The sequence below is a fragment of the Micromonospora sp. NRRL B-16802 genome (genome assembly GCF_001279555.1).
Lineage (GTDB): Bacteria > Actinomycetota > Actinomycetes > Mycobacteriales > Micromonosporaceae > Micromonospora > Micromonospora profundi.
This window is the reverse complement of sequence record NZ_LGEB01000001.1, coordinates 278,334-301,225: the sequence shown is the minus strand read 5'-3', so window position 1 is coordinate 301,225 and position 22,892 is coordinate 278,334. Positions and strand designations below refer to the sequence as shown.

General features: G+C 70.9%; 21 protein-coding genes. 8 read left to right on the top strand and 13 right to left on the bottom strand.

What is annotated here, in order from left to right; genetic code table 11:
- Window positions 1-22 precede the first annotated feature (22 nt).
- Both ADK66_RS01415 and ADK66_RS01410 read left to right on the top strand, forming a co-directional pair.
- On the top strand, window positions 23-1,138 hold the full coding sequence (locus tag ADK66_RS01415) for an NAD-dependent epimerase/dehydratase family protein (protein WP_053651795.1): 1,116 nt from the start codon (window positions 23-25) through the stop codon (window positions 1,136-1,138).
- Window positions 1,135-1,941 (top strand): WecB/TagA/CpsF family glycosyltransferase, encoded by an 807-nt coding sequence (locus ADK66_RS01410; RefSeq protein ID WP_053652339.1) that lies wholly within the window; start codon window positions 1,135-1,137, stop codon window positions 1,939-1,941. Before ADK66_RS01415 ends, ADK66_RS01410 begins: the two co-directional genes overlap by 4 nt.
- 73 nt (window positions 1,942-2,014) lie before the next feature.
- On the opposite strand, the gene ADK66_RS01405 is transcribed toward ADK66_RS01410, so the two are convergent.
- Entirely contained in the window at window positions 2,015-3,571 is a 1,557-nt protein-coding gene (locus ADK66_RS01405) for a S8 family serine peptidase (protein WP_053651793.1), read from the bottom strand.
- 216 nt (window positions 3,572-3,787) lie between these two features.
- On the opposite strand from ADK66_RS01405, the gene ADK66_RS01400 reads away from it, so the two are divergent.
- Entirely contained in the window at window positions 3,788-4,387 is a 600-nt protein-coding gene (locus tag ADK66_RS01400) for a hypothetical protein (RefSeq protein ID WP_053651791.1), read from the top strand.
- On the opposite strand, the gene ADK66_RS01395 is transcribed toward ADK66_RS01400, so the two are convergent.
- From ADK66_RS01395 to ADK66_RS01385, 3 genes are all read right to left on the bottom strand, one after another.
- The gene (locus ADK66_RS01395) at window positions 4,355-4,756 is read right to left on the bottom strand and encodes a hypothetical protein (protein WP_053651789.1); all 402 of its coding nucleotides are present in this window, start codon (window positions 4,754-4,756) and stop codon (window positions 4,355-4,357) included. The genes ADK66_RS01400 and ADK66_RS01395 overlap by 33 nt on opposite strands.
- 213 nt (window positions 4,757-4,969) lie before the next feature.
- The gene (locus tag ADK66_RS01390; RefSeq protein ID WP_053651787.1) at window positions 4,970-5,191 is read right to left on the bottom strand and encodes a DUF397 domain-containing protein; all 222 of its coding nucleotides are present in this window, start codon (window positions 5,189-5,191) and stop codon (window positions 4,970-4,972) included.
- Window positions 5,161-6,036 carry a helix-turn-helix transcriptional regulator gene (locus tag ADK66_RS01385; protein ID WP_053651784.1) on the bottom strand — a complete coding sequence of 292 codons (876 nt, stop codon included), beginning with the start codon at window positions 6,034-6,036 and terminating at the stop codon, window positions 5,161-5,163. Before ADK66_RS01385 ends, ADK66_RS01390 begins: the two co-directional genes overlap by 31 nt.
- A gap of 611 nt (window positions 6,037-6,647) precedes the next feature.
- Between ADK66_RS01385 and ADK66_RS01380 the strand changes: the two genes are divergently transcribed.
- Window positions 6,648-6,932: a hypothetical protein gene (locus ADK66_RS01380; RefSeq protein WP_053651782.1), complete on the top strand. Its 285-nt coding sequence runs from the start codon at window positions 6,648-6,650 to the stop codon at window positions 6,930-6,932.
- Between the two features lie 105 nt (window positions 6,933-7,037).
- Window positions 7,038-7,463: a hypothetical protein gene (locus tag ADK66_RS01375; protein WP_053651780.1), complete on the top strand. Its 426-nt coding sequence runs from the start codon at window positions 7,038-7,040 to the stop codon at window positions 7,461-7,463.
- A gap of 30 nt (window positions 7,464-7,493) precedes the next feature.
- Here ADK66_RS01375 and ADK66_RS01370 read toward each other — a convergent pair whose 3' ends face one another.
- Both ADK66_RS01370 and ADK66_RS01365 read right to left on the bottom strand, forming a co-directional pair.
- Window positions 7,494-8,336, bottom strand: coding sequence for a PASTA domain-containing protein (locus ADK66_RS01370; protein WP_053651778.1), 843 nt, complete (start codon window positions 8,334-8,336; stop codon window positions 7,494-7,496).
- A 157-nt stretch (window positions 8,337-8,493) separates the two neighbouring features.
- Complete coding sequence (locus tag ADK66_RS01365; RefSeq protein WP_053651775.1) at window positions 8,494-9,177, bottom strand: PASTA domain-containing protein; 684 nt, start codon at window positions 9,175-9,177, stop codon at window positions 8,494-8,496.
- 122 nt (window positions 9,178-9,299) lie between these two features.
- Between ADK66_RS01365 and ADK66_RS01360 the strand changes: the two genes are divergently transcribed.
- Window positions 9,300-10,769 carry a hypothetical protein gene (locus tag ADK66_RS01360; RefSeq protein WP_231639865.1) on the top strand — a complete coding sequence of 490 codons (1,470 nt, stop codon included), beginning with the start codon at window positions 9,300-9,302 and terminating at the stop codon, window positions 10,767-10,769.
- Between the two features lie 72 nt (window positions 10,770-10,841).
- Here ADK66_RS01360 and ADK66_RS01355 read toward each other — a convergent pair whose 3' ends face one another.
- On the bottom strand, window positions 10,842-12,320 hold the full coding sequence (locus ADK66_RS01355) for a hypothetical protein (protein WP_053651771.1): 1,479 nt from the start codon (window positions 12,318-12,320) through the stop codon (window positions 10,842-10,844).
- Window positions 12,321-12,601: 281 nt separating this feature from the next.
- Window positions 12,602-13,183, bottom strand: coding sequence for a YceI family protein (locus ADK66_RS01350; protein ID WP_053651769.1), 582 nt, complete (start codon window positions 13,181-13,183; stop codon window positions 12,602-12,604).
- 101 nt (window positions 13,184-13,284) lie between these two features.
- Between ADK66_RS01350 and ADK66_RS01345 the strand changes: the two genes are divergently transcribed.
- Window positions 13,285-13,806 (top strand): MarR family winged helix-turn-helix transcriptional regulator, encoded by a 522-nt coding sequence (locus tag ADK66_RS01345; RefSeq protein ID WP_053651767.1) that lies wholly within the window; start codon window positions 13,285-13,287, stop codon window positions 13,804-13,806.
- Window positions 13,807-14,088: 282 nt separating this feature from the next.
- On the opposite strand, the gene ADK66_RS01340 is transcribed toward ADK66_RS01345, so the two are convergent.
- From ADK66_RS01340 to ADK66_RS01330, 3 genes are all read right to left on the bottom strand, one after another.
- Complete coding sequence (locus ADK66_RS01340; protein WP_053651765.1) at window positions 14,089-16,752, bottom strand: helix-turn-helix domain-containing protein; 2,664 nt, start codon at window positions 16,750-16,752, stop codon at window positions 14,089-14,091.
- Window positions 16,753-16,896: 144 nt separating this feature from the next.
- Entirely contained in the window at window positions 16,897-18,045 is a 1,149-nt protein-coding gene (locus ADK66_RS01335; RefSeq protein WP_053651763.1) for an acyl-CoA dehydrogenase family protein, read from the bottom strand.
- Window positions 18,046-18,116: 71 nt separating this feature from the next.
- Window positions 18,117-19,649 carry an acyl-CoA carboxylase subunit beta gene (locus ADK66_RS01330; protein ID WP_053651762.1) on the bottom strand — a complete coding sequence of 511 codons (1,533 nt, stop codon included), beginning with the start codon at window positions 19,647-19,649 and terminating at the stop codon, window positions 18,117-18,119.
- A 164-nt stretch (window positions 19,650-19,813) separates the two neighbouring features.
- Between ADK66_RS01330 and ADK66_RS01325 the strand changes: the two genes are divergently transcribed.
- Window positions 19,814-20,389: a snapalysin family zinc-dependent metalloprotease gene (locus ADK66_RS01325; protein WP_053651760.1), complete on the top strand. Its 576-nt coding sequence runs from the start codon at window positions 19,814-19,816 to the stop codon at window positions 20,387-20,389.
- 60 nt (window positions 20,390-20,449) lie between these two features.
- Here ADK66_RS01325 and ADK66_RS01320 read toward each other — a convergent pair whose 3' ends face one another.
- Together ADK66_RS01320 and ADK66_RS01315 are read right to left on the bottom strand one after the other, a co-directional pair.
- A complete protein-coding gene (locus ADK66_RS01320) occupies window positions 20,450-21,370 on the bottom strand; it encodes a hydroxymethylglutaryl-CoA lyase (RefSeq protein WP_053651758.1) in 921 nt (306 codons plus the stop codon).
- Between the two features lie 96 nt (window positions 21,371-21,466).
- A complete protein-coding gene (locus ADK66_RS01315; protein ID WP_053651756.1) occupies window positions 21,467-22,834 on the bottom strand; it encodes an acetyl/propionyl/methylcrotonyl-CoA carboxylase subunit alpha in 1,368 nt (455 codons plus the stop codon).
- Window positions 22,835-22,892 lie beyond the last annotated feature (58 nt).

Here is a 22,892-nt window from a genome sequence, read left to right as displayed (position 1 = left end):
GGGGCGTGCCGGACATCACGCTATGCTCCGATGGATTCTGCCTCCGATGGACCAGGAGTGGCGTGTGACTGTCGCGTTGGTGACCGGCTCGGGTGGTCTGATCGGCTCCGAGGCGGTCCGGCACTTCGCCGGTCTCGGCCTGGACGTCGTCGGCATCGACAACGACATGCGCCGGTACTTCTTCGGCGAGGACGGCTCCACCTCGTGGAGCCTGGAGCGGCTGAGCCGGGACCTGGGTGACTCGTACACCCACTTCGCCGTGGACATCCGGGACCGCGACGGCCTTGAGCAGGTCTTCAAGAAGTACGGCCCGGACATCGCCGTGGTGATCCACAGCGCGGCGCAGCCGAGTCACGACTGGGCGGCCAAGGAGCCGTACACGGACTTCGACGTGAACGCCGGCGGCACGCTCAACATGCTGGAGAACACGCGGCGGCACGCCATCGACGCGCCGTTCATCCACTGCTCGACGAACAAGGTCTACGGCGACCGGCCCAACAACCTGCCGCTTGTCGAGCTGGACACCCGGTACGAGCTGCCCGAGGACCACCGCTGGTACGAGGGCATCACCGAGGACATGTCGATCGACCACTCGCTGCACTCGGTCTTCGGCGCCTCGAAGGTCGCCGCGGACGTGATGGTTCAGGAGTACGGCCGCTACTTCGACATGAAGACCGCCTGTTTCCGGGGCGGCACGCTCACCGGCCCGGCGCACTCGGCCGCCGAACTGCACGGGTTCCTGGCGTACCTGATGCGCTGCGTCATGGAGGGCCGGACGTACAACCTGTTCGGCTACAAGGGCAAGATGGTCCGCGACGCGATCCACTCGCACGACGTGTTGACCGCGTTCGAGGCGTTCTTCCGGGCGCCCCGGTCGGCCGAGGTCTACAACCTGGGCGGCGGCCGGCACTCCAACACGTCGCACATTGAGGCGTTCCGCGTCGCCGAGGAGATCACCGGCCGCGAGGCGCGGATCAACTACGTCGAGCAGGCCCGCACCGGCGACCACCAGTGGTACGTGAGCAGCATGGGCCGCTTCGAGGGGCACTACCCGGACTGGAAGATCACGTACGACGTGCCGATGATCCTGCGGGAGATCTACGAGGCCAACGTGGACAAGTGGGTGCCGCAGTCATGACCGCACAGAGCAAGCGCAACGTGCTCGGCGTCCTGGTCGACGCCACCGACTACACCTCGGCCACCGACGCGGTGGTGACCGCGGCGCACGAGCGGCGCCCGTTCGCGCTCACCGCGCTGGCCGTGCACGGCGTGATGACTGGCGTACTGGACCGGCCGCACAACGCGCGGCTCAACTCCTTCGACGTGGTCACCCCGGATGGGCAGCCGGTGCGCTGGGCGCTCAACCTGCTGCACGACGCCGGGCTCACCGATCGGGTCTACGGGCCGACACTGACCCTGCACGTGCTCTCCCGCTTCGCCGACGAGGGACTGCCGGTCTACCTGTACGGCTCGACCGAGGAGACGCTTGCCAAGCTGATCCCCGCGTTGGAGCGGATGTTCCCGGCGCTGAAGATCGCCGGAGTGGAGCCGTCGAAGTTCCGTGCCGTCCAGCCGGGCGAGGACGCCGAGATCGCCGACCGCATCCGGTCCAGTGGCGCCCGGCTCGTCCTGGTCGGGCTCGGCTGCCCGCGCCAGGAGGTCTTCGCGTACGCCATGCGGCCGCTGCTGGACATGCCGCTGATGGCGGTCGGCGCGGCCTTCGACTACCACGCCGGGCTGCTGCGCCAGCCTCCGCCGTGGATGCAGCGCGCCGGCCTGGAATGGTTCTGGCGGCTCGGTCTGGAGCCGAAGCGCCTCTGGAAGCGTTACGTGATCCTCAACCCCGCCTACCTGACCCGGCTGGCCGGGCAGAAGACCGGCCTGTGGAAGGCCCGCCCGCCGGCCCCGGCCACCGAGCGACCGGCGACCTTCGCGGTCTGACCCCTTCCCGATTTCGCGTACGGCGCGAGGCCCCACCCGCTTCGGGTGGGGCCTCGTGTCGTACGGGGACCGGTCAGACAGTCAGGGTCCAGCTGTTGATGTAGCCGGTGTCGGCCGAGTACACGTCACGAACCTGGAGCCGCCACGTGCCGTCGGCGGCCTCGCTGGACAGGTTGACCGTGTACGTGGCGATCACGTTGTCGGCGCTGTCCGAGCCCGAGTTCTTCAACCGGTACGAGCTACCGTCCGGGGCGAGCAGGTCGATGACCAGGTCACCGCGGTACGTGTGCACGATGTTCACCGCCACAGTGGAGGCCGACGACGCGCTACGGCCGCACCCGGAGATGGTGATCGCGCTGGTGACGGCCGACCCGGCGTCCGGGATCGTCACGTCGGTGGCGTTGGTGCCGGTGCAGCCGGTGGGCGGGGGCGGAGTGGTGCCGCCGCTGCCGACGTAGAGCAGCCGGTTCGGTGAGCCGGTGCCGGGGCTGGTCACGACGTTGGGGGTCGCGTTGGCGACAAGCTGGTCCCGGACCTGCTGCGGGCTCCAGCTCGGGTTTGCGCTGGCTACCAGGGCAGCCGCGCCGACCACGTGCGGGGTGGCCATCGAGGTGCCGCTGATCGTGTTGGTCGCGGTGTTGCTGGTGTGCCAGGCCGACGTGATCGACGACCCGGGCGCGAAGATGTCCAGGCAGGTGCCGATGTTGGAGAACGACGAACGGGCGTCGGTGTTCGTCGTCGAGCCCACGGTGATGGCCTCGGCGGTGCGGGCCGGCGAGGTGTTGCAGGCGTTGGCGCCGCTGTCGTTGCCTGCCGCGAGGCCGTACGTCACACCCGACGCGATCGAGTTGCGAACCGCTGTGTCCAGGGAGCTGTTCGCGCCACCGCCGAGGCTCATGTTCGCCACGGCCGGCTTGATCGCGTTCTGGGTGACCCAGTCGACGCCGGCGATCACACCGGCGTTGGTGCCGCTGCCGGAGCAGTTCAGCACCCGTACGCCGACGAGTTGAACTCCCTTGGCGACGCCGTACGCGGAACCGCCGACGGTGCCGGCGACGTGCGTGCCGTGCCCGTTGCAGTCGTCGGCCGCTCCGCCGTCGACAGCGTCGAAGCCGGAGGTCGCCCGGCCGCCGAAGTCGCTGTGGGCGAAGCGGATGCCGGTGTCGATGATGTAAGCGTGCACGTTGCTCGCCGTGTTCGGGTAGGTGTAGGAGCTGTCCAGCGGCCGGTTGCGCTGATCGATCCGGTCGAGACCCCAGGAGGGCGGGTTGGCCTGCGTTCCGGAGATCGACACGGTGTGGTTCTGCTCGACGTACGCCACATCCGGGTCGGCGGCGATCCGGGCCGCCGCCTTCGCGCTGACGGTGACCTCGAAGCCACGCAGCGCCGTACCGTAGGTGCGGGCGATCGACCCTCCGTGCCTGCCGGTCAGCCGCTTCGCGGCGTCGCCGACCCGGCTGCGGGTGACGGCGCTGTCCTTGAGGACGACGATGTAGCTGTCCTGCACGGCGGTGGCTCCGCCGGCCTCCCGGACCACGCCGACGGGCTCGGCGGCCAGGGCGGGGGTACCGACGGCCAGCACTGTCGCCGTTGCCACCCCGACCAGTACGGACCTGCGTGGAAGACCCATTTCCCTACCTCCCTCCGACCGGCGGCGAAACGCGGCCACCGATCAACTCAATCGACACTTGCCGATCGAGCTGAGGGTAGATCGGCACGGTCGGCCAAGAAACATGTCGAAACGTCCATCACCTTGATGGGATGACCCCCTACGGGGCGGGCTTCCGGGGCGAACCGGGGACCGGCCCGGATTCGCTGAGCGTCGAATCGGGAAAGACTCTCCGACATGGAAAGTCAGCTCGCCATCCTGTTGCCGGTAGCCGCCGTCTGGCTGGCCGCCGGGGTCCTGGCCGACCGACTGCCCCGGCTGCGCGACGCGAGCGCGCTGCGACGGCGTACCGGATTGTTGCTGGCACTGGCACTGACCGGCGTGACGCTCGTCGCGGCGGTGGCCGTCGGCGGGCTGTTCAGCGCCGGCACCGCGCCTGTCGACCGGGCCGCCGCCGCCCTCGCCCTCGCCACCGGGCCGGCGCTCGTGGTGGCAATCTGCTCCCTGCGGCGGATCCGCCGACTCCGGGCCGGGGCCGGCGCGTTCGATACGGCACCCGGCACGCCCGCCCCGCACGGGCTGCGCGCTGCTGCGGCGCACCCGCTCGTCGGGTTGCCGTTGCAGGTGACCGCCCTGGCGACAATGCCCGCGGTGATCGCGGCGGCCGGCGCGGACCTCGGCGCGGAGCCCGGGGTCGCCGGGCCGGCGATCACCGTCGGCGCACTCGCGGTGGCGGCCATCGGCGTCCGGCACGCACTTCGGCACAACCGGCTCGCCGAGCGGACCCAGCAGGCCGCGCCACGCTCAGCGCGGGCGACCGGACCCCTGCACGTATAGCAACTCCAGGATCGCCCGGGTCGCCTCGAACCAGCGGTCCAGCCAACCCGGCGGCGGCACGCTGCCCTTCGGGGGCAACTCCATGAGCAGGCCACGCAGCAGCGGGTGGTCGGCCAGCGACGCGGTGGGCTCCACCGGCCAGCCGGTCGGCGGGAACGACGGCTCGACTAGCGGGTTCGGGTCCAGCGAGGGCAGCGAGAGCGGTGCATCGCCCGCCTCGGAGTCCGTCGACTCCCGGCCGTTCAACTCCTGCTCGGTCGAGACCACCTCGGTCAGTACGGTGTCCCGACGTGCCCCGCGGTACTTGCCACCGAACCGCTCCGGCTTACCCGGACCGTTGGTGAGGTTGTCTGAACCGATCGTCGTCATCCGTCTCGCCTACCTCGTTCGGGTGCGGTCGGTGCGGCGGTCGTGATCAGCGCCGTACCGACCGGTTCAACGAGGCGGACCCGCTGTGGCGACGGGAATCCCGGCGGAACCTCACCCGCACCTGTCGATCCGGCGGCCCGGCAGCCCGCAATCGGGGACGCGGAAGGTCCCCGCCCGGTCGGGGCCGGACGGGGACCTCAGCTGACCTCCGGGTCAGGACGCGCTCAACACACCACCCCTGGCGCCGGCGACGAAGGCGTGCCAGTCACCGGGAGCGAAGACCAGCGCCGGTCCGGCCTTGTCCTTCGAATCCCGAACTCCGACAGCCCCGGTCACGTACGCCACCTCCACGCAGTTGTCACAGTTCGGCCCGCTCTTCGAGCTCTTGAACCACGTTGCCTGCGTCAGGTCCACGGGGAACCCCTTGGTCGCCATCTCGGCTCCTCTGCCAGTTTTGCGATGTGTGCGACGGACTCCTCCGGACGAATGGCCGCAGCACGGATGTGATCGAAGATGAAGCTGTACTTCTGCAGTTCGTCGCTCTTCTCGAGGAAGAGCCCACCCGTGGCGTTCTCCGCGTACACCACATCCGGATCACCGGGCTCGGGGAAGCTGAGGATCGTGAAGGTCCCGTCCATGCCGGCGTGCGCTCCCACCTCGAAGGGCAGGATCTGTAGCGTCACGTTCGGCAACTCGGCCACTTCGACCAACCGCCTGAGCTGGCCACGCATCACCTCGTCCCCGCCCACCGGCCTGCTTACCACCGCCTCATCGAGCACCACCCACAGATCGACCGGATCGTCCTGGGTCAATAACGACTGGCGGCCGAGACGGACACGCACCCGCTGGTGCACCTGGTCGGCGGTGAAGTCCGGGCGGGCGGCGCGGATCATCGCACCGGCGTACTCCTCGGTCTCCAACAGACCGGGGACCACCTGCTGCTCGTACGCCCGGATCGAACTCGCGGCGGCCTCCAGCCCGACGTACGCCCCGACGAGCACGGTGCTGTACGGATGCCACCAGCCCTTCTGCCGGGCCTCCCGGGCGATCTGCACGAGTTCGTCGCTCTCGGCGCCCACCACGCCGTAGATCCGCAGCATGTCCCGCACGTCGCGCGGGGTGGCAGTGGTGTGCCCGGTCTCGATCCGGGAGACCTTGGACGCCGAGCACTCCAACTGCTCGGCGACGACCTCGATGGTGATGCCCGCCGACTCCCGCTGCCGGCGCAACTCCGCACCGAGCCTCCGCCGCCTGATGGTCGGGCTGCGCCGCTCACTCATCGCGCGACCTCTGCGTCCGAGGCTTCCGCTGGTTGCTCGACCCCACTCGGGCTACCTCCGGTCGACGCGCCACTGGCTGCCGCCCGCCGGAGGCGCGACCGTCGACCGGCGGGCGTTCGCGGCGAGGGGTGTGGTGCCCGGCATCGGACGGCCGCGACGGCGAAACCGGCCCCCAGTGTGACGCCAGCACGCGTATGCCTTCAAGCAGCGGTTTGCGTGTCGGACTCACGTATTGGCAAAAGTCGACGTGCAACTTGCATGAAGCACGTCACTGATGCACTCTGTCCGTATGGCACGGATCACTCAGCGTTCCGATCCGCTCTCCGGGTGTGGTGACCCGGGGCGCTGCTCGGGGCACGGGCCGGGCCAGCGACACACGGATCTGCCCCCAGGGTAAAGACCCCACCGCTGCAAGCCAGCCGGCTGTGGCGGTGGGCGCGGTTCCCGGAGGCGGTCAGGTGATGGTCGGGTGGCGGCACGCCACCAGCGGGTACGGCCCGACCACCGCCATCCCGCACCACCGGCCCACGAGGCGCGACCCCGTCACCGGGCCATGACGTCCCCGACAGTCACCGCCGGCACCCCGCCGGCCGACCCTCCCAGGAGCCCATGTGCTTCCCCGCTCCGGTGACGTACTGCATGTGACTCGCGCGGCGAGTGTCCAGTTCCTCAGGCCCATCATGTTCCGGGTGATCCGGGTGCTCGAGTGGCCGACCTACGATGGCTGGCTCTGGCTCGACGGCTACGAACTCAACACCGCTGGCGACGCGGTCAACCGACGGTCGATCTTCGTTCAGCGGGACGGGCTGCACCAGGTGCAGGCCGCACCGCAGCCCCGCCCGCACACCGTACGGGCCCGCCGGTCGGTGGCCCGTACCCCGGTTGCAGTTGGCTGACCAGCCCGATCCGCCGCCGGTGGGCGTGCCGTCGCCATAGAATTGGTACGCCCACCCCGGCACCGTTCCACCCGCACGTCCAGGACCCTGAGCCTGGGATGGTTCATGGTCAATCAGCCCGCCATGCGGCGGCACCACCGCTCCCGTATCACCTGTGCTCTCGGACTTCTCGCCCTGCTCGGGGCCGTGACCATCCTCGTGGTCCTGGCCCGCGACCCGGCGCTGTCGTCCACACGCCTGGTCACTCCGGTGCCGGCTCCCGAGATCACCGTGGTCGACTCCGACCCGGCTGACGACGCAGCCGGCTGGATCGGCGCCGAACCACCGGAGGAACAGCCCGAAACGACCGGCCCGGCCGCCGGCTCCGGTGCCGGCGGTCAGTCCAACGGCCAGCAGGAGACCACCGACGCGGCCCCGGCCAGGCACACCGCTACGGACGTCCGCCGCTCACTGTTCTGGTCCGGCCTCTTCGGCCTCACCATCTCGCTGGCCGGTCTCGGTCTGGTCGGCACCCGCCGCCGGATGTGGTGAGCGCCGGTCACGGCATGCCGGTCCCGGCGGTCACGGCGTGCCCGTCGGGCTCGGGCTGGCCGAGCCGGTACCCGTCGACGGCCGCCCCTGCGAGATCACCAGCAGCACCTCCTCGTCGGTCGACACGGACGTGCCGGCCTCCGGCTCGGTGCTCACCACAGTGCCCGGCGGCAACTCCGACTGTCGGTACACCACCCGGTAGGCCAGGCCGAGCCGGTCCAGCAGCCCTTCCGCCGTGGCCTGTGTCAGGCCGGTCAGCGGCGGCACCGGCACCTGCTCCGGCGGGGCGCTCGTCGGTGGGCTGCTCGGCGTCGCACTTGTCGGTGCCGCCGATGTGGGCGCGGCGCTGGTCGGCGCTGCCGAGGTAGCAGTGGCCGACGGCAGCGACGGAGTCGGCCCGGGGTTGTCGGGGTCGTCATCCCGCGCGTCGAGCAGGACCCACACCGCCGCGCCGAGCAGTCCGGCGAGGAGTAGGGCGAGCACACCCCAGAGGATGGGCAGCCACCAGCGCCGGCCACCCTGCTCCTCGACGTACCAGTCTCCGGTGGGCTCGGCCGGCCGGGGCGCCTGCACCTCGGCGCGCCCGGACCACGGCGGCGTCGTCGACCGCTCGACAGGCATCCGCGCCGTCCGGTCGCCCGCCGGCCCCGCCCGGTCGAACGGCACGGTCTGCTCCGGCGACGCTTCACGCCCAGCGGCTGCGGTCCGGTCGATCGGCATCGTCTCGTCCGGCGACCCGGAACGCCCAGCCGCCGCAGTGCGGTCGAACGGCACGGTCTCGTCCGGCGACGCTTCGGGCTTCGGGGGCGGTAGGGCGTGCGTCCGGTCGTCGTCGGGCTCCCCGGTGGGCGGCTCCTGGCGGTCGTCGCTCATCGCACGTCCTTTCCCGAACCGGGCGGGCGGCACGGCCCTCGACCGCCAACCTAACCGCCCAGGTCGACCTGGGCCGGGATCAGCGACGTGAACCGCGTGCCGCAGGACGGTCGGCCGCGCTCGCCTGGCCGAGCGGGTACGCCGGTGGGCCGGCCGGTCAGGGGGTGGGTTTTGTCGTCGGCTGGCCCGGTGCCGCCCCGCACCAGATGCTGACCTCGTCGTTCCAGCGGGCCGGGCCGTCCTCGGCCGGGTCCTGCCGGCTGACCTCACCGCTGCGCCCACTGCGGTAGCGCGGGTAGAGACCCGCGTCGACCAGGTCGTCGGCCGCTTCGGCGCACTCGTCGCCGACCACGTCGGGCACCTCGGCGGCCGGTGCAGGGCCGGCCACCTGAAGTTGCACTGTGGTGCCCCGGGTCACCTGGGTGCCGACGGCCGGCGAGGTGCTCTCGACTGTGCGGCCGCTGCCGGTGCCGAAGACAAGTCTCCAGCCCAGCCGCTGCTTGCGCAGCGTTTCCCGTGCCTGCTCGAAGTCGGTACCGATGACCGGTGGCACTGTCAGCCCCGCCGCCTTGGTGGTGGCGGACGTCCGAGGTGCGGCGGGAGTGGTCCGGCCCGCGGCCGGTCGGGACGGGGTGACCCGGTCCGTCGGCGTGGGGGTCGCGCTCGCCGCCGCCTGCCGATCAGCCTGGGACGTGTCGCCCTCGCCGGCCAGCAGCCAACCGCCTGTCGCACCGACAGCCACGAGGAGTACGGCGACCAGCCCGCCGCCGAGCAGCACGCTGGCCCGGCCACCGCCGCCGCTTCCGGTGGAATCCTGCCGACCCGTGTCCGCGTCCGTCATACCGCCCACCGCCTCATCACCGGCGACCGTACCGTCTGCCGCCCAACCCGTTGTGCTGACAGTACAAACCGGCGGGTCGCTGCGACTCGCCGCGTCGACGACGGGACGTTACGCTGCCCGGCATGGCCAGACGGGGCTGGGGAGTATCGATCGTGACAGCGGTCGGGGTCGCTGCCGGCGCGGGCGCGGCGCAGCTGGGCTTCGGCTACGGACTGGGCGTCATCACCTGGACACCCACCGACGCCGGAGCCAACGACACGGCCTGGGCGGACGGCCTCGCCTGGGCAAGTTGGCTCGCCGCCAGCTCGACAGTGCTCGGTGCGGTCTGCGCACAGCGGCTGCACCACCGTTCCGTACCCGCGCCTGCGACAAGCGCTGAGCCGACCCCGACGGCCGAGCCCGACCGTGCGGAGTCGACGGCGGTCGAGGCAGGTCGGACGCCACCGGTCGAAGGCACCGACAAGGTTCAGGACACGACGGCAGGTCGGTCGACGCGGGAGGCAGACCCGCAGCGCGGCGAACGGGACGGTCTGCTCCGCAGCCTTGCGTTGGCGCTCGCCGCAGGGCTGGGTGGGCTGGTCACCGTTCTGCTTGTCGCCGTGCCGGCCCGGGTCGCGGTGGGTGCCGACACCAGCGTGCCGCAGCGGGTGGCCGCCCTGCACGCGACGCTGGGCATCCTGATCGGCGTCCTCGTCGCGCTGTGGGCGCTGCGCTCGCGTACCGCCGCCTTGAACGTCACCGTCACGGCCGCCTGGCTCTGGCTGCTCGCGGTGGTGTCGGTGGTCGACGGAGTACGCGTCGGACGCGGGCTGACCGGCGCCCAACTCGGCACCTGGCAGCTCGACCCGGACCACGCGCGGTACTGGATCGGGGGGCAGCTCTACTGGCCCGGCGCGCTGCTGGCGCTCATTCCCGCTCTGCTGATCGGTGCGCTCGCCGCACGCCGCGCCGCACGCGCGGGCGGGCATCGGGTCGGCGCGGCGGCCTCCGGCGCGGCCGGCCCGCTCCTCGTGGCGCTCGCCTACCTGACCACCGTGCCGCGCTGGGCGACGCTGGGCCCCGCGCAGTTCTCCACGCAGCTCATCGCCCCCTACGCGGTGATCGCCGGCATCGGCGGTTCGGTGCTGGTCGCCGTCTTGGCCGAGCGCGCCGACCGGCGTCGGGCAGCCAGCCGGGAGGCGACCACATCGGAACCGGCGGCGGTGGACCCGGCAGCAGATGCCGGTCCGCCCCCGGCCACCGGCACAGCTCCGGGGGCCGACCCTCGGTCGACGTCGACGGTCGGGGCGCTTTCGGCCGAGCCGTCGGACGGGCTCACCGCCGCGCAGGACGCCACCGCCTCCGCCCCGCCGACGAGCCGGGCGACGCGATCCCGGAGCCGGGACGCCGCAGTGCCCCGGCCACGCGACGCCGACGCATCCCCGACCCGGGGCAGCGCCGTTCCTCCGCGCCGCGACGGCGTACCCCAGGTGCCGGCACCACGCACGGACCCGGATCTATCGGATCCGGCCGACGCCATCGGCGGCGAGCCGGCCGAGAGTTCCGCCCCGAGCAGCCGGCGTCGCCGGCCGAGCCGCCCCGGCACCGACTGACCCTGCCTGCGCCGATCACCAGCGGTGGGCGGCCTTCTCCCGGTACGCGTGCGCCACGACCGGGCGGTCGGGTCAGTCGACGGGCCAGGTGTGGACCGGTTCGTTGCTGTGCTGGAGTTCGGCGTAGCGCTGGACCATGTGGTGCAGCGCCGCTGTCCGGTCCATCCCCCGGCGTCGCTCCGCCGCCCAGACCGCCTCGGTCTGCCACACGGCGCCGTTGCGGCCGGTCCGGCAGCGCTGCTCGATGATGCCGAGCAGCCGGTCCCGCTGCGCCGGGTCGACACCGAACCCGTCCAGGCCTGTGGCCGCTGTGGGCAGCAACTGGTCCAGCACCAGCTTGGTGACCGGTACGTCGCCGAGGCGGGGCCAGTGCAGCACCGCGTCCAGGCCGCGCCGGGCCGCCGCGTGGAAGTTCTCCTCGGCGGAGCTGAACGTGAGCTGACTCCAGATCGGCCGGTCCGACTCGGCCAGGCCGCGGGCCAGCCCGAAGTAGAAGGCCGCGTTGGCCAACATGTCGACAACCGTCGGGCCGGCCGGCAGCACCCGGTTCTCCACCCGCAGGTGTGGGCGGCCGTTCATGATGTCGTAGATCGGGCGGTTCCACCGGTAGACAGTGCCGTTGTGCAGCCGCAGCTCACCCAGCTCGGGCACCCCACCTGCGTGCAGCACCTCCACCGGGTCCTCGTCCTCACAGATCGGCAGCAGTGGCGGGAAGTAGCGGACGTTCTCCTCGAAGAGGTCGAAAATCGAGGTGATCCAGCGCTCGCCGAACCACACCCGGGGGCGTACTCCCTGGGCCTTCAGCTCGTCCGGACGGGTGTCGGTTGCCTGTTTGAACAGGGCGATCCGGGTCTCGGCCCAGAGTTGGCGGCCGTACAGGAACGGCGAGTTGGCGCCGACGGCCACCTGCACCCCGGCGATGGCCTGGGACGCGTTCCAGTAGTCGGCGAAGCTGTCCGGCGCGACCTGGAGGTGGAACTGGAGACTGGTGCAGGCCGCCTCGGGGGCGATCGAGTCGGTGTGCGTCTGCAACTGCTCGACGCCACGGATGTCGAGCTCGATGGCCTCACCTCGGGCACCGACGATCTGGTCGTTGAGCACCCGGTAGCGCTCGTTTGTGGACAGGTTGTCCTCCACCAGGTGGCCCTCGGTGAGAGTGGGCAGGATGCCGACCAGGACGATCTTCGCGTCGGACTTGGCGGCCCGCTCGTCGGCTCGGGAGAGGCTGCTGCGCAGGTCGTGTTCGTAGTCGGCGAAGCCGGTGCCCTCGATCAGCCGGGGTTCGGCGTTGAGTTCCAGGTTGAACTGCCCCAGCTCGGTCTGGAAGAGCGGATCGGCGATGTCGGCGAGGATCTCCTCGTTACGCATCGCCGGCTCGGCCGCCGAGTCGACAAGGTTGAGCTCGATCTCCAGGCCGGTCATCGGCCGGTCGGCGTCGAACCCGAAGTCGTCGAGCATCAGGGCGAAGACGTCCAGGCACCGCCGGACCTTCTGCCGGTAGCGGACGCGGTCCTCCCGGGTGAAGGCGCCCTGCGAGACGTCCCTGCCCATTGTGTCCTCCCGACGCCGGCGCGGTCGGGATCCTGCCGTCCCGGAAAGCGCATTGTGAACCACCACGTTAGGAGCGCTCGCCTGGCCAGGGCCAGGGGCCTACGGCGGTGATCCGACGCCGACCGGAGCGAGCACGCTCGTGGCGCCATCTGTACCCCGCCGAGACCTGTCCGACCCGATGACGATGCGAACAGCTCGTGACAATTCACACGGACCCGAGACGACGCCGGGCCCACGCCGAACGTACGGCGTGGGCCCGGCGTACCGGTGATCCGGGGGGATCAGGCCTGGCGGATGGCCTCGCCCTCGATCTCGATCTTGATCTTCTTGCCGACCAGCACGCCACCGGTCTCCAGGGCGACGTTCCAGGTCAGGCCGAACTCCTCGCGGTCGATCTCGGTGCTCGCGGAGAAGCCGAAGATGTCCTGCCCGAACGGGCTGCGGCCGACGCCCTCGAACTCCACCTCAAGCTCGACCGGACGCGTGACGTCCTTGATGGTCAACTCACCGTTGAGGACGAATTCGTTGCCACGGCGGGACTTGACGCCGGTGCTGCGGAACTCCAGGGTCGGGTACTTCTCGACCTCCAGGAACTCGGGGCTGCGCAGGTGCGCGTCCCGGTCGGCCTGAGTGGTGTCGATGCTGGCACCCTGGATGGTCGCGACGACCGAGGACTGCAACGGGTCCTCGGCGACGGTGATGGTGGCGGTTGCCTCGTTGAACTCACCGCGGACCCTGCTCACCATCATGTGCCGGACGACGAAGCCGACCCGCTTGTGCGCCGCGTCCAGCACGTAGGTGCCGGGCGCCGGGATGGTAAGGCCGTCCCAGTCGCGGGTAACCGCATCGGTGCTGCTGGTCATGCTGGAGCCTCCAGGAAGATTTCGTTCAGTAGCCTAATGACTGCCTGAGCAACTATACCTCTAACAATATTCCCCGTGTCAATAACTGGTAGGATGAGCGAGTGACAAACGTGTTCGACGATCCTCGGATCACTGCCGTCGGCCTGCTCTACGAGGCGCATGCTGGGCTGTCGGCCCGGTTCTCCGCCCAACTGGAAGAGCACGGCCTGTCCGCTGTCGAGTTCGAGGTGATCACCCGACTGGCCCGCTCGCCGGGCAACCAACTACGGATGACCGACCTGGCCGCCCAGACCTCCCTGTCCACAAGCGGGGTGACCCGGGTGGTGGACAGGATGGAACGCGACGGGTTACTCACCCGCCGCGCCTGCCCCAACGATCGACGCAGCTCGTACGCGGTGGTCACTGCGGCCGGCATGCAGCGGCTCGACGAGACGATGCCCGGACACCTGCTGATCATCGAGCAGTGGTTCACCGGTCAACTCGACCCCGACGCCCTTGCGGCACTGCTCGACGGCCTGCGCCGCGTACGGGACGCCGTACATCCCGGTGCCACCGCCGGCAGTGACGACGTCACGCCGGAGCACGAGCTGGTCGACATCGAGGAGCCCGACGGTACGGCCTGACCCGCCGGCCACTCCCGCCGTATGAAACCACCCGGGAGTGGTGCCGGCACCGGCAGAAAGACCGGCAGAACTGGTCTTGACCACCGGACAAACCTCACGAAGAGCACCTTTACGCCCGGGTGGCGGTGGCAGGCTGGCAGACACCGGGGATTCACCGGGGGGTGACGGCGCGGGCGGACAGCGAGGGGTAGCACCAAGGGGGCTTTCGCCCGCGCCACTCCCGCCCGACGGACGTCACAACCCGCGCCGGAAACGATCCACCGCCGACCCTTGCCCCGTCGGCTACTGGCCCGGCGGCCCGCTCCGTCCAGCCGTCAGCGCGTAGAGCAAGCCCGACTCCTGCGGCAACAACCGGATGCCGCTCTCCTCACAGGCCCGGTCGAGGCGATCGAGAACAACCGGGTCCCCCGTGCTCGCAGCAAGCCCCACCAGCGCCTCCACGACGTCCCGCCGATCGTGACCGGCCTCGGCAGCGGCGGCGAACCACTCGGCCGCCAACTCCCGGTCACCCCGGTGCAGGGCCAGATTGCCCTCGATCAACGCGCAGATGCCCGCCTCCGGCCCGCCCCACGACAGCACCGCGTCATCCGAGCGTGGTCGCGGCGGCCCGGCCCGCCGCCCCCACCGTCGACCAGGTGCGGCAAGCGTCGCCTCGGAGACCCCGGTACGCAGCTCGGCGAGCACCTCGGCCGCCTCCACGACACGCCCGTCCTGGGCGAGCGCCAGCCCGACAGTCCCCAGCACACGACGCCGCTGACCCGGATCACCCAACTCGAACAGCGCCGCCACCGCCCGCCGCCCCTGGTCCACGGCATCGGCGTACCGGCCCTCAAGGCGGGCGACCTCGGCCCTGTTGGCCCAGGCGAGCACCCGCAACCGTGGCTCACCGCCCTCGGCGGCGAGCCGGACCACGGCCGCCAGCCGACGGTGCGCCGCAGCCAGATCACCAATCCGGATCTCATGCCAGGCAAGGCTGTTCTGCGCCACCGCCACGTCCCGGGTACGCCCGTTGCGCGTGGCCAGCCGGAGCAGCGACTCCGCCTGCTCGCGGGCTTCGTCGTGCGCGCCGACGCTCGTCAGCAGCGCGCCCAGCACACTCCGGGCCTCCAGCTCGCCGGTCACGTCGCCCGCCTGCCGGAACAGGTCCAGCGCGGTCCGTGCCGTGGGCAACTCGTCGGCCTCCGCGCCATGCTCGGCAGCGAGCCGCGCCACCCCGAGACTCGCCCAACCGCGCAGGATCGGGTCCGCGTCGACAGTCCGCGGGTCGGCCAGCAGACGCCGCAGCCACTGCCGGCCGGTCACGTCGCGCCCCCGGAACCGCCACCAGCGGGTCAGGCAGGCCGCCAGTCGCAGAGCGGTAAGCGGATCGTCGGTGGCCGCGTGCGTCAGCGCCGAACTGATGTCGCTTGCCGCCTCGTCCAGCCGGTGCACCGCGTCGAGCAGTCGAGGGCCAGCCAGGTCGCCGGCGGTACGCGCCACCAGACGGGCGATCACCTCCGCGTGCCGGCGCCGGAGGCAGGCCAACTCGCCGGCGCCGACCGCCTGCTCGACAGCGAACTCACGGACGGCGTCGAGCAGCCGAAACCGGAACGGCCCGGTGCCACGTACGCTCAACAGGCCGAGTTCGGCGAGCCGGTCCAGCAAAGGAACCGGGTCGATCGCCACAGTTCCTTCCTGGTCGCCCGCGTCGGCAAGCATCTCCTCGGCCAACTCCACCGACCACCGGTTGCCGAACATGGCGAGCCGCCGCAACGCGTCCCGCTCATCGGGCGCGAGCAGCCGGTAACTGCTCGCCACGGCATCCCGCAGGGTGACCGCCACAGGCGTACGGATGGCATCGGTGCCGTACTGGCGGTTGGTTGTCGACTCGGGCGCGTCCCATCCGGGGTGGGCAGCCGGATCGGCGGGGGTGGTCAGGTCGAGCACCCGGTCGCCGTACCGGTCGAGCAGCTCGGTGAGGTCGAGCAGCCGGCCCCGGGCGGCCATCAGCTCGATGGCAAGCGGCAGTCCACCCAGTCGGCGAACCAGCGCGGCCAACGCCGGCAACTCCTCGGGTGTGGGCGGCTCCCGGCGGACCTGGGCGAGCCGGGCGATGAACAGCGCGACCGCGGGCCAGGAACCGAGCGTGGCCGGGCCGGAGTGTTGGGCGTCAGGCGGTGGCACCTCGAGCGGGGCCACCGGCCAGACCCGTTCGCCGGGCAGACCGACCGGGTGTCTCCCGGTGACGAGCACCCGCAGCGACGGCACCACTGTGGTCAACCGGTGCAGCGTCTCGGCGACCGGGCCGGGGGCCCGCTCCACCGCGTCCATCACCAGCAGTGCCGGCCGGCCGGACAATCGGGCGGCAAGCTCCGGTAGCCGGGCCTCGCCCAGCACTGTCATCGCGCCGGCGAGCACGTCCGGCCCGTCCGAACCCTCACCGACCAGCACACCGGCGACGCCGGCCGGATACGCGCGGGCTGCCGCGTGTGCCACGGCCAGGGCGAGCGCGGTCTTGCCGACGCCGGCCAGCCCGACCAGGCTCACCAGTCGAGGGCCGCGCTCGGCGATCAGCATCTCGGCCAGCTCGCTGACGTCGCGGTCGCGGCCGATCAGGGCGACCGGAGGCGGAAGGGCTGCCGGTGCGGCTGTCGCCTCCGTGTCGCCGGCTACCGCACCGCCCTCCGGCTGCGGAGGTTCACCACCGGCGGTGCCCCGGGCCGCGCTCAGGAACGCCGCACGGGTGGCTCCGGTCAGCTCCAACGCCGTGGCGAGCAGCTCGACGGTGGTGCGCTGCGGCCGGACCGATCGGCCGCGTTCCAGGTCGCGTACGGTCCGCACGCCCACCCCGGCTCGGGACGCCAGCTCCGCCTGGGTCAGTTCGGCAGCACGCCGGTGCGTGCGGAGCAGCTCCGGCAGCCGGGTACGACCAGCCGGGCTCCGCGACCAGTCCTGATCCGGAGTCATGGGCACGAAGAGTACGGTTCGACGCCGACTGATGGCAGTCGACCGTCTGGCTCCCGACGCCCGCTCGCCGATATCCGACAGCCGAACGGACAACTCGGCCTGGACAGGTGGCTGAACCGCTCGCCTCCCGGGTGCCCGCGCGGGTCAGAGACCCAGGTCGCGAGCGATGATCATGCGCTGCACCTCGCTGGTGCCCTCACCGATCTCCAGGATCTTGGAGTCCCGCCAGAAGCGGGCCACCGGGTACTCGTTCATGAAGCCGTAGCCGCCGTGGATCTGGGTGGCCTCGCGGGCGTTGTCCACGGCGATGGTGCTGGCGTGCAGCTTGGCGATGGCGGCCTGCCGCTTGAACGGCTCGCCGGCCAGCATCCGCGCGGCGGCGTCGTAGTAGGCCAGCCGGGCGGTGTGGGCCTTCAACTCCATGTCGGCGATCTTGAACTGGATCGCCTGGTTGGCACCGATCGGCCGGCCGAATGCCTGCCGCTCCTTCGCGTACTTGATCGACTCGTCGACGCAGCCCTGCGCGAGCCCGACGGCCAGCGCGGCGATGGCGATCCGACCCTCGTCGAGGATCCGCAGGAACTGGGCGAAGCCCCGACCCCGCGCACCGAGCAGGTTGGCCGCCGGCACCCGGCAGTCGTCGAAGGTCAGCTCGTGGGTGTCCGAGGCGGTCCAGCCCACCTTGGAGTAACCAGGCGCCACGCTGAAACCGGGCGTGCCGGTGGGCACGATGATCGTCGACAGTTCCTTCGAGCCGTCCGGGTTGGTGCCGGTCACGGCGGTGACTGTGACGAGTGCCGTGATGTCGGTGCCCGAGTTGGTGATGAACGCCTTCGACCCGTTGATGACCCACTCGTCGCCGTCCAACACGGCGCGCGTCTGGGTGCCTGCGGCGTCGGAGCCGGTGCCCGGCTCGGTGAGCCCGAAGCCGGCAAGCGCCTCGCCGCTGAGCAGCTTCGGCAGCCAGGTCGCCTTCTGCTCCTCGGTGCCGAACCTGTAGATCGGCATCGCGCCGAGCGACACCGCCGCCTCCAGCGTGATCGCCACGCTGGAGTCGACCCGCGCCAACTCCTCAAGGGCCAGGCAGAGCGCGAAGTAGTCGCCGCCCATGCCGCCGTGCTCCTCGGCGAAGGGCAGGCCGAACAGGCCCATCTTGCCCATCTGCCGGATCACCTCGTACGGGAAGGTGTGCTGCTCGTAGTGCTCGGCGATGACAGGGGCGACCACCTCGCGCGCGAAGTCCCGCACGCTGGACCGCAGCGCCGCTTGTTCGTCGGTGAGCCGGAAGTCCATCTCAGTCCTCCTGTGTGGACGGCCGCCGTGCGCTCGTGACGCCGGGCGGTCGCTGTGCGGGTGGTCGGGGATCAGACCGGGGTGACGCCGTGCCGACGCCGAGAGAACGTACGGTCCTTCGTGCGTGCCGCCGCGAAGCGACGGATCAGCTCGGCGCGTAGGTCGTGCGGCTCGACGATGGCGTCCACCACCAGCTCGCTCGCGAGCCGGACGACGTCGATGTCCTGCTCGTACTCGGCCCGCTTGGCGGCCACGAAGGCGGCCCGCTCGGCCTCGTCCCCGATCGCCGCGATCTTGTTGGCGTAGACGGCGTTCACCGCTGCCTCGGCCCCCATCACCGCGATCTTCGCGGTGGGCAGCGCGATTGTGGCGTCCGGCTCGAACCCGGGGCCGGCCATCGCGTAGAGGCCCGCGCCGTACGCCTTGCGGACCACCACGCAGATCTTCGGGACTGTCGCCTCGGAGATCGCCGTGATCATCTTTGCGCCGTGGCGGATGATGCCCTGCTTCTCGACGGCGCTGCCGACCATGAAGCCCGGCACGTCGCTGAGGAAGAGCAGCGGCACGTTGAACGCGTCGCAGAGCTGCACGAACCGGGTCGCCTTGTCGGCGGAGTCGACGAAGAGCACCCCGCCCTTGAACATCGAGTTGTTGCCGAGCACGCCGACGACCTCGCCGTTCAGCCGACCGAAGCCGATTGTCAGCTCCTTGGCCCAGAGCGCCTGGATCTCGAAGAACGACCCCTCGTCGAGCAGTCCCTTGACGTACCGGCGCATGTCGAACGCCTGCCGCTCGCTGGCCGGCACCAGCGCGGCCAGGTCGGCCTTCGCGGGCGCGTCGACCGCCGGGGCGGTCGGCGGCTGCTGCGTCCAGTTGGCCGGCAGGTACGACAGGTAGGTCTTCACCACGTCGAGCGCGTCGGCCTCGGTCTTGCAGAGGAAGTGCCCGACGCCGGACTCGGCGGTGTGCACCTTGGCCCCGCCCATCGCCTCAAGCGTGGTCTTCTCGCCGGTGACCATCTCGACCATCCGGTCGGAGCCGAGGTACATGCTCGCGTTGCCGTCGACCATGGCGACCACGTCGCAGAACGCCGGGATGTAGGCCCCACCGGCGGCGCTCGGGCCGAACAGCGCGCAGACCTGCGGGATCGAGCCGGAGGCACGCACCTGGTTCCAGAAGATCTTGCCGGCGCCGCGCCGTCCGGGGAAAAGGTCGACCTGGTCGGTGATCCGCGCGCCGGCCGAGTCGACCAGGTAGACCATCGGGACGCTTGTGGAGTATGCGCGCTCGATGATCCGGATGATCTTTTCGACCGTGCGGGCGCCCCAACTGCCGGCCTTGACCGTGGAGTCGTTCGCCATCAGGCAGACCTGTCGGCCGTCGATGGTGGCGGTGCCGGTGACCACGCCGTCGGCGGGCAGCCCGTCGGCGAGCGCGTTGGCGTAGAGGCCGTCCTCGACGAAGGAGCCCTCGTCGACGAGCAGGGCGACCCGCTCGCGGGCGAAGAGCTTGCCCTTGGCGGCGTTGGCCGCGTGGTACTTGTCCGCGCCGCCGGACCGGGCCCGCTTGCGCAGTTGCTCCAGTGCCTCACCGTCGAGCGTCACGCCGACTCCCTCGCCGTACTGACCTGAACGATCGTTAGGCTATCGCATTCGCGCGCCCCTCGGCGACCCGCGCGGGGAGCAGCCAACCTCTCAACCTAGACATTGAAATGGATTGATGTTTGGCGCTAGGCTCCTGACACCCCCTCCCGGATAAGGAGTCAGCGATGACCTCACGACTCAAGCGGCTCGCGGTCGCATCGCTCGCGACGGCGCTCGCCACCCTCGGCATCACGGTCGCCAACCCCTCGCCCGCGTCCGCCGCCATGACCATCTGCTACAACACCAGCCAGGCGGGAAGCTACGCCAGCGTCGCCAACCAGGCCGCCTCGATCTGGAACAACGCCACAGTCAACCTGACGCTCTCGGCGAACTGCGGCTCGAACCTGCGGATCTACCGGATCACCGGTGGCGGCTCGTACGCCGTGCGGACCAGCCTCGGCAACGGCCGGGTCTACATCGACACCCAGCAGGCCGCCCAGTACAGCGTGCTGCGGATCATGACCCACGAGATCGGGCACATCCTCGGCCTGCCGGACAACTACAACGGCAACTGCTCGCTGCTGATGTCCGGCGGCAGCGCCGGCACCAGCTGCACCAACGCGTACCCGAGCAGCGCCGAGGCGAACCGGGTGAGCAACCTCTTCGCCGGCACCTTCGCCGCCACCGAACGCAGCGCCGACCGCGCCGGAGCGGACGTCTTCCAGGACAGCTGGCCGAGCATGCTCACCTCCGTGAGCTGACCTGGCCGAAACGACGGAGGGGCCGGCACTCTGCCGGCCCCTCCACCACGTCACGGCCCGTCAGTCGGGCATCGGCGTCAATCGGGTACGCGGACCCGCCCGCAGTACGCCGGAGGGCAGCTTCTTGCCGAGCAACTCCTCGGCCAGCTCGGCCGCCTCGATCAGGGCCGCCAGGTCGATGCCGGTGTCGATGCCCATGTCGTGAAGCATGTGCACGGCCTCCTCGGTGGCGAGGTTGCCGCTGGCGCCCGGCGCGTACGGGCAGCCACCGAGGCCGCCCACGCTGGCGTCGAACTCGGTCACCCCCAATTCCAAGGCGGTCAGCAGGTTGGCCAGCGCGGTGCCCCGGGTGTTGTGGAAGTGCAGCAGCACCGGCACGTGCGCGTTGCGGTCGCGTACCGCGGTCAGCAGCTCGCGGACCCGACGCGGAGTGGCCATGCCCGTGGTGTCGCCGAACGCCACCCGGTCCGCGCCGTCGCGGACCACCCGGTCCACGATGCCGGCCACCCGCTGCGGGTCGATATCCCCCTCGTACGGGCAGCCGAAGCTTGTCGCCACGATCACCTCGACCCGTGCGGAAGCACCGTGCAGCAGGTCGATCAGCTCGGCGATGTCGTCGAGCGACTCGTCCGTGGCGCGGTTGACGTTGCGCCGGTTGTGCGTGTCGCTCGCCGACACCACCACCTCGATCTCGGTGAACCCGGCGGCCAACGCCCGCTGGGCACCCCTGGTGTTGGGCACCAGCGCCGAGTAACGCACCCCCTCGGCCTTCGTCGCCCGACGCCACACCTCGTCGGCGTCGGCCATCTGCGGGATCGCCTTCGGGTGTACGAACGACACCGCCTCGATCCGGCGTACGCCGGTGCCGGAGAGCGCGTCGAGTAGCCGCACCTTGGCGTCGGCGGGGATCGGGTCCTCGTTCTGCAACCCGTCCCGCGGGCCGACCTCGCGGATCGAGACGGAATCTGGCAACTGGGTCATTCGGTCACCTCGCTGTGACGTCGGGTCGGGACGGAGGGTTGGGGCCGGGGGCGGGGGGCGGGGGGACAGCGCGACGACCGGCGGCCGCCCGAGGGCTCAGCGCATGCGGGAGACGATCGCCGTGTCGTAGGCGCCGGAGAGAAACTCCTCGTTCTCCAGCAACTCGGCGAAGAAGGGCAGGTTGTTCTTCGGGCCGACGATCTGGAACCCGGCGACCGCGTCCCGCGCACGGGCGATCACCTCGTCACGGCTGGCACCGCTGACGATCAGCTTGGCCAACAGGCTGTCGTAGAACGGCGTGACGGTGTTGCCCTCGACGTACCCGGAGTCCACCCGGATGCCCTCGCCGGTGGGCTCCACCCAGGTCGTGACCTTGCCGGGGCCGGGCAGGAAACGCTTCGGGTCCTCTGCGTTGACCCGCAGTTCGATGGCGTGCCCGCGCGGCGACAAAGCGTCCGGGTCGAACGTCGGCGCCAGGCCGGCGGCCACCCGCAACTGCTCCTCGACCAGGTCGACGCCGTAGACGTACTCGGTCACCGGGTGCTCCACCTGAAGCCGCGTGTTCATCTCCAGGAAGAAAAAGTCTTCGGAGTCAGGAACAGCGCCAGCAGCGTCCGGCTCGCGCGGGACCAACAGGCACTCGACGGTGCCCGCGTTGCGGTACTTCACCGCCTCACCGGCCCGCACTGCCGCCGCCAGCAGGCGGTCGCGCAGCTCCGGCGAGACCGCCGGGGACGGCGACTCCTCGACCAACTTCTGGTTGCGTCGCTGCACCGAGCACTCCCGCTCGCCGAGCGCCACAACCCGACCGTCGGCGAGGCCGAGGATCTGCACCTCGACATGGCGTACCCGGGGGAAGAACCGCTCGATCAGCACCGAGCCGTCGCCGAACATCCGCTCGGCGAACGCGCGCACCTTGTCGTACTCGATGCGCAGCGCGCCCTCGTCGGCGGCCACGCCCATGCCCATGCCGCCGCCACCGGCCGCGGCCTTGACCATCACCGGATAGCCGATCTCCGCGGCGGCGGTCACCGCCGCGTCCAGGTCGGCGGCCGGGTCGGTGGTCCCGGGAGCGACAGGCACCCCCGCCGCGGCCATCAGATTCCGAGCATTGATCTTGTCGCCCATCGCGGTGATCGCGTCCGCGCCGGGGCCGACCCAGATCAACCCGGCAGACTCGACGGTACGGGCGAACTCGGCGTTCTCCGACAGGAACCCGTAGCCGGGGTGGATGGCCTGCGCACCTGTGGACTTCGCGGCTGCGAGGATCGCCTCGGTGTTGCGGTAGCTCTGCGTCGGGTTCGGCGGGCCGATGAGGACCGCCTCGTCCGCCTCGACGACGAAGGGCAGGTCGGCGTCAGCCTCCGAGTACACCGCGATCGCGCGGATGCCGAGCCGCTTGGCGGTCCGGATGATCCGGCGGGCGATCTCGCCCCGATTGGCGACCAGCAGTGACTCGATCATGTTTCCTCCAAGTGTCCGAATGTCGGGACGCCTGTCAGGGAACCATGACCGGACCGCT

Bases quoted from the DNA above. Each gene is read 5' to 3' on its own strand.
- ADK66_RS01415 (WP_053651795.1), top strand. From the start codon at position 23: ATGCTCCGATGGATTCTGCCTCCGATGGACCAGGAGTGGCGTGTGACT.
- ADK66_RS01410 (WP_053652339.1), top strand. From the start codon at position 1,135: ATGACCGCACAGAGCAAGCGCAACGTGCTCGGCGTCCTGGTCGACGCC.
- ADK66_RS01405 (WP_053651793.1), bottom strand. From the start codon at position 3,571: ATGGGTCTTCCACGCAGGTCCGTACTGGTCGGGGTGGCAACGGCGACA.
- ADK66_RS01400 (WP_053651791.1), top strand. From the start codon at position 3,788: ATGGAAAGTCAGCTCGCCATCCTGTTGCCGGTAGCCGCCGTCTGGCTG.
- ADK66_RS01395 (WP_053651789.1), bottom strand. From the start codon at position 4,756: ATGACGACGATCGGTTCAGACAACCTCACCAACGGTCCGGGTAAGCCG.
- ADK66_RS01390 (WP_053651787.1), bottom strand. From the start codon at position 5,191: ATGGCGACCAAGGGGTTCCCCGTGGACCTGACGCAGGCAACGTGGTTC.
- ADK66_RS01385 (WP_053651784.1), bottom strand. From the start codon at position 6,036: ATGAGTGAGCGGCGCAGCCCGACCATCAGGCGGCGGAGGCTCGGTGCG.
- ADK66_RS01375 (WP_053651780.1), top strand. From the start codon at position 7,038: ATGGTCAATCAGCCCGCCATGCGGCGGCACCACCGCTCCCGTATCACC.
- ADK66_RS01370 (WP_053651778.1), bottom strand. From the start codon at position 8,336: ATGAGCGACGACCGCCAGGAGCCGCCCACCGGGGAGCCCGACGACGAC.
- ADK66_RS01365 (WP_053651775.1), bottom strand. From the start codon at position 9,177: ATGACGGACGCGGACACGGGTCGGCAGGATTCCACCGGAAGCGGCGGC.
- ADK66_RS01360 (WP_231639865.1), top strand. From the start codon at position 9,300: ATGGCCAGACGGGGCTGGGGAGTATCGATCGTGACAGCGGTCGGGGTC.
- ADK66_RS01355 (WP_053651771.1), bottom strand. From the start codon at position 12,320: ATGGGCAGGGACGTCTCGCAGGGCGCCTTCACCCGGGAGGACCGCGTC.
- ADK66_RS01350 (WP_053651769.1), bottom strand. From the start codon at position 13,183: ATGACCAGCAGCACCGATGCGGTTACCCGCGACTGGGACGGCCTTACC.
- ADK66_RS01340 (WP_053651765.1), bottom strand. From the start codon at position 16,752: ATGACTCCGGATCAGGACTGGTCGCGGAGCCCGGCTGGTCGTACCCGG.
- ADK66_RS01335 (WP_053651763.1), bottom strand. From the start codon at position 18,045: ATGGACTTCCGGCTCACCGACGAACAAGCGGCGCTGCGGTCCAGCGTG.
- ADK66_RS01325 (WP_053651760.1), top strand. From the start codon at position 19,814: ATGACCTCACGACTCAAGCGGCTCGCGGTCGCATCGCTCGCGACGGCG.
- ADK66_RS01320 (WP_053651758.1), bottom strand. From the start codon at position 21,370: ATGACCCAGTTGCCAGATTCCGTCTCGATCCGCGAGGTCGGCCCGCGG.
- ADK66_RS01315 (WP_053651756.1), bottom strand. From the start codon at position 22,834: ATGATCGAGTCACTGCTGGTCGCCAATCGGGGCGAGATCGCCCGCCGG.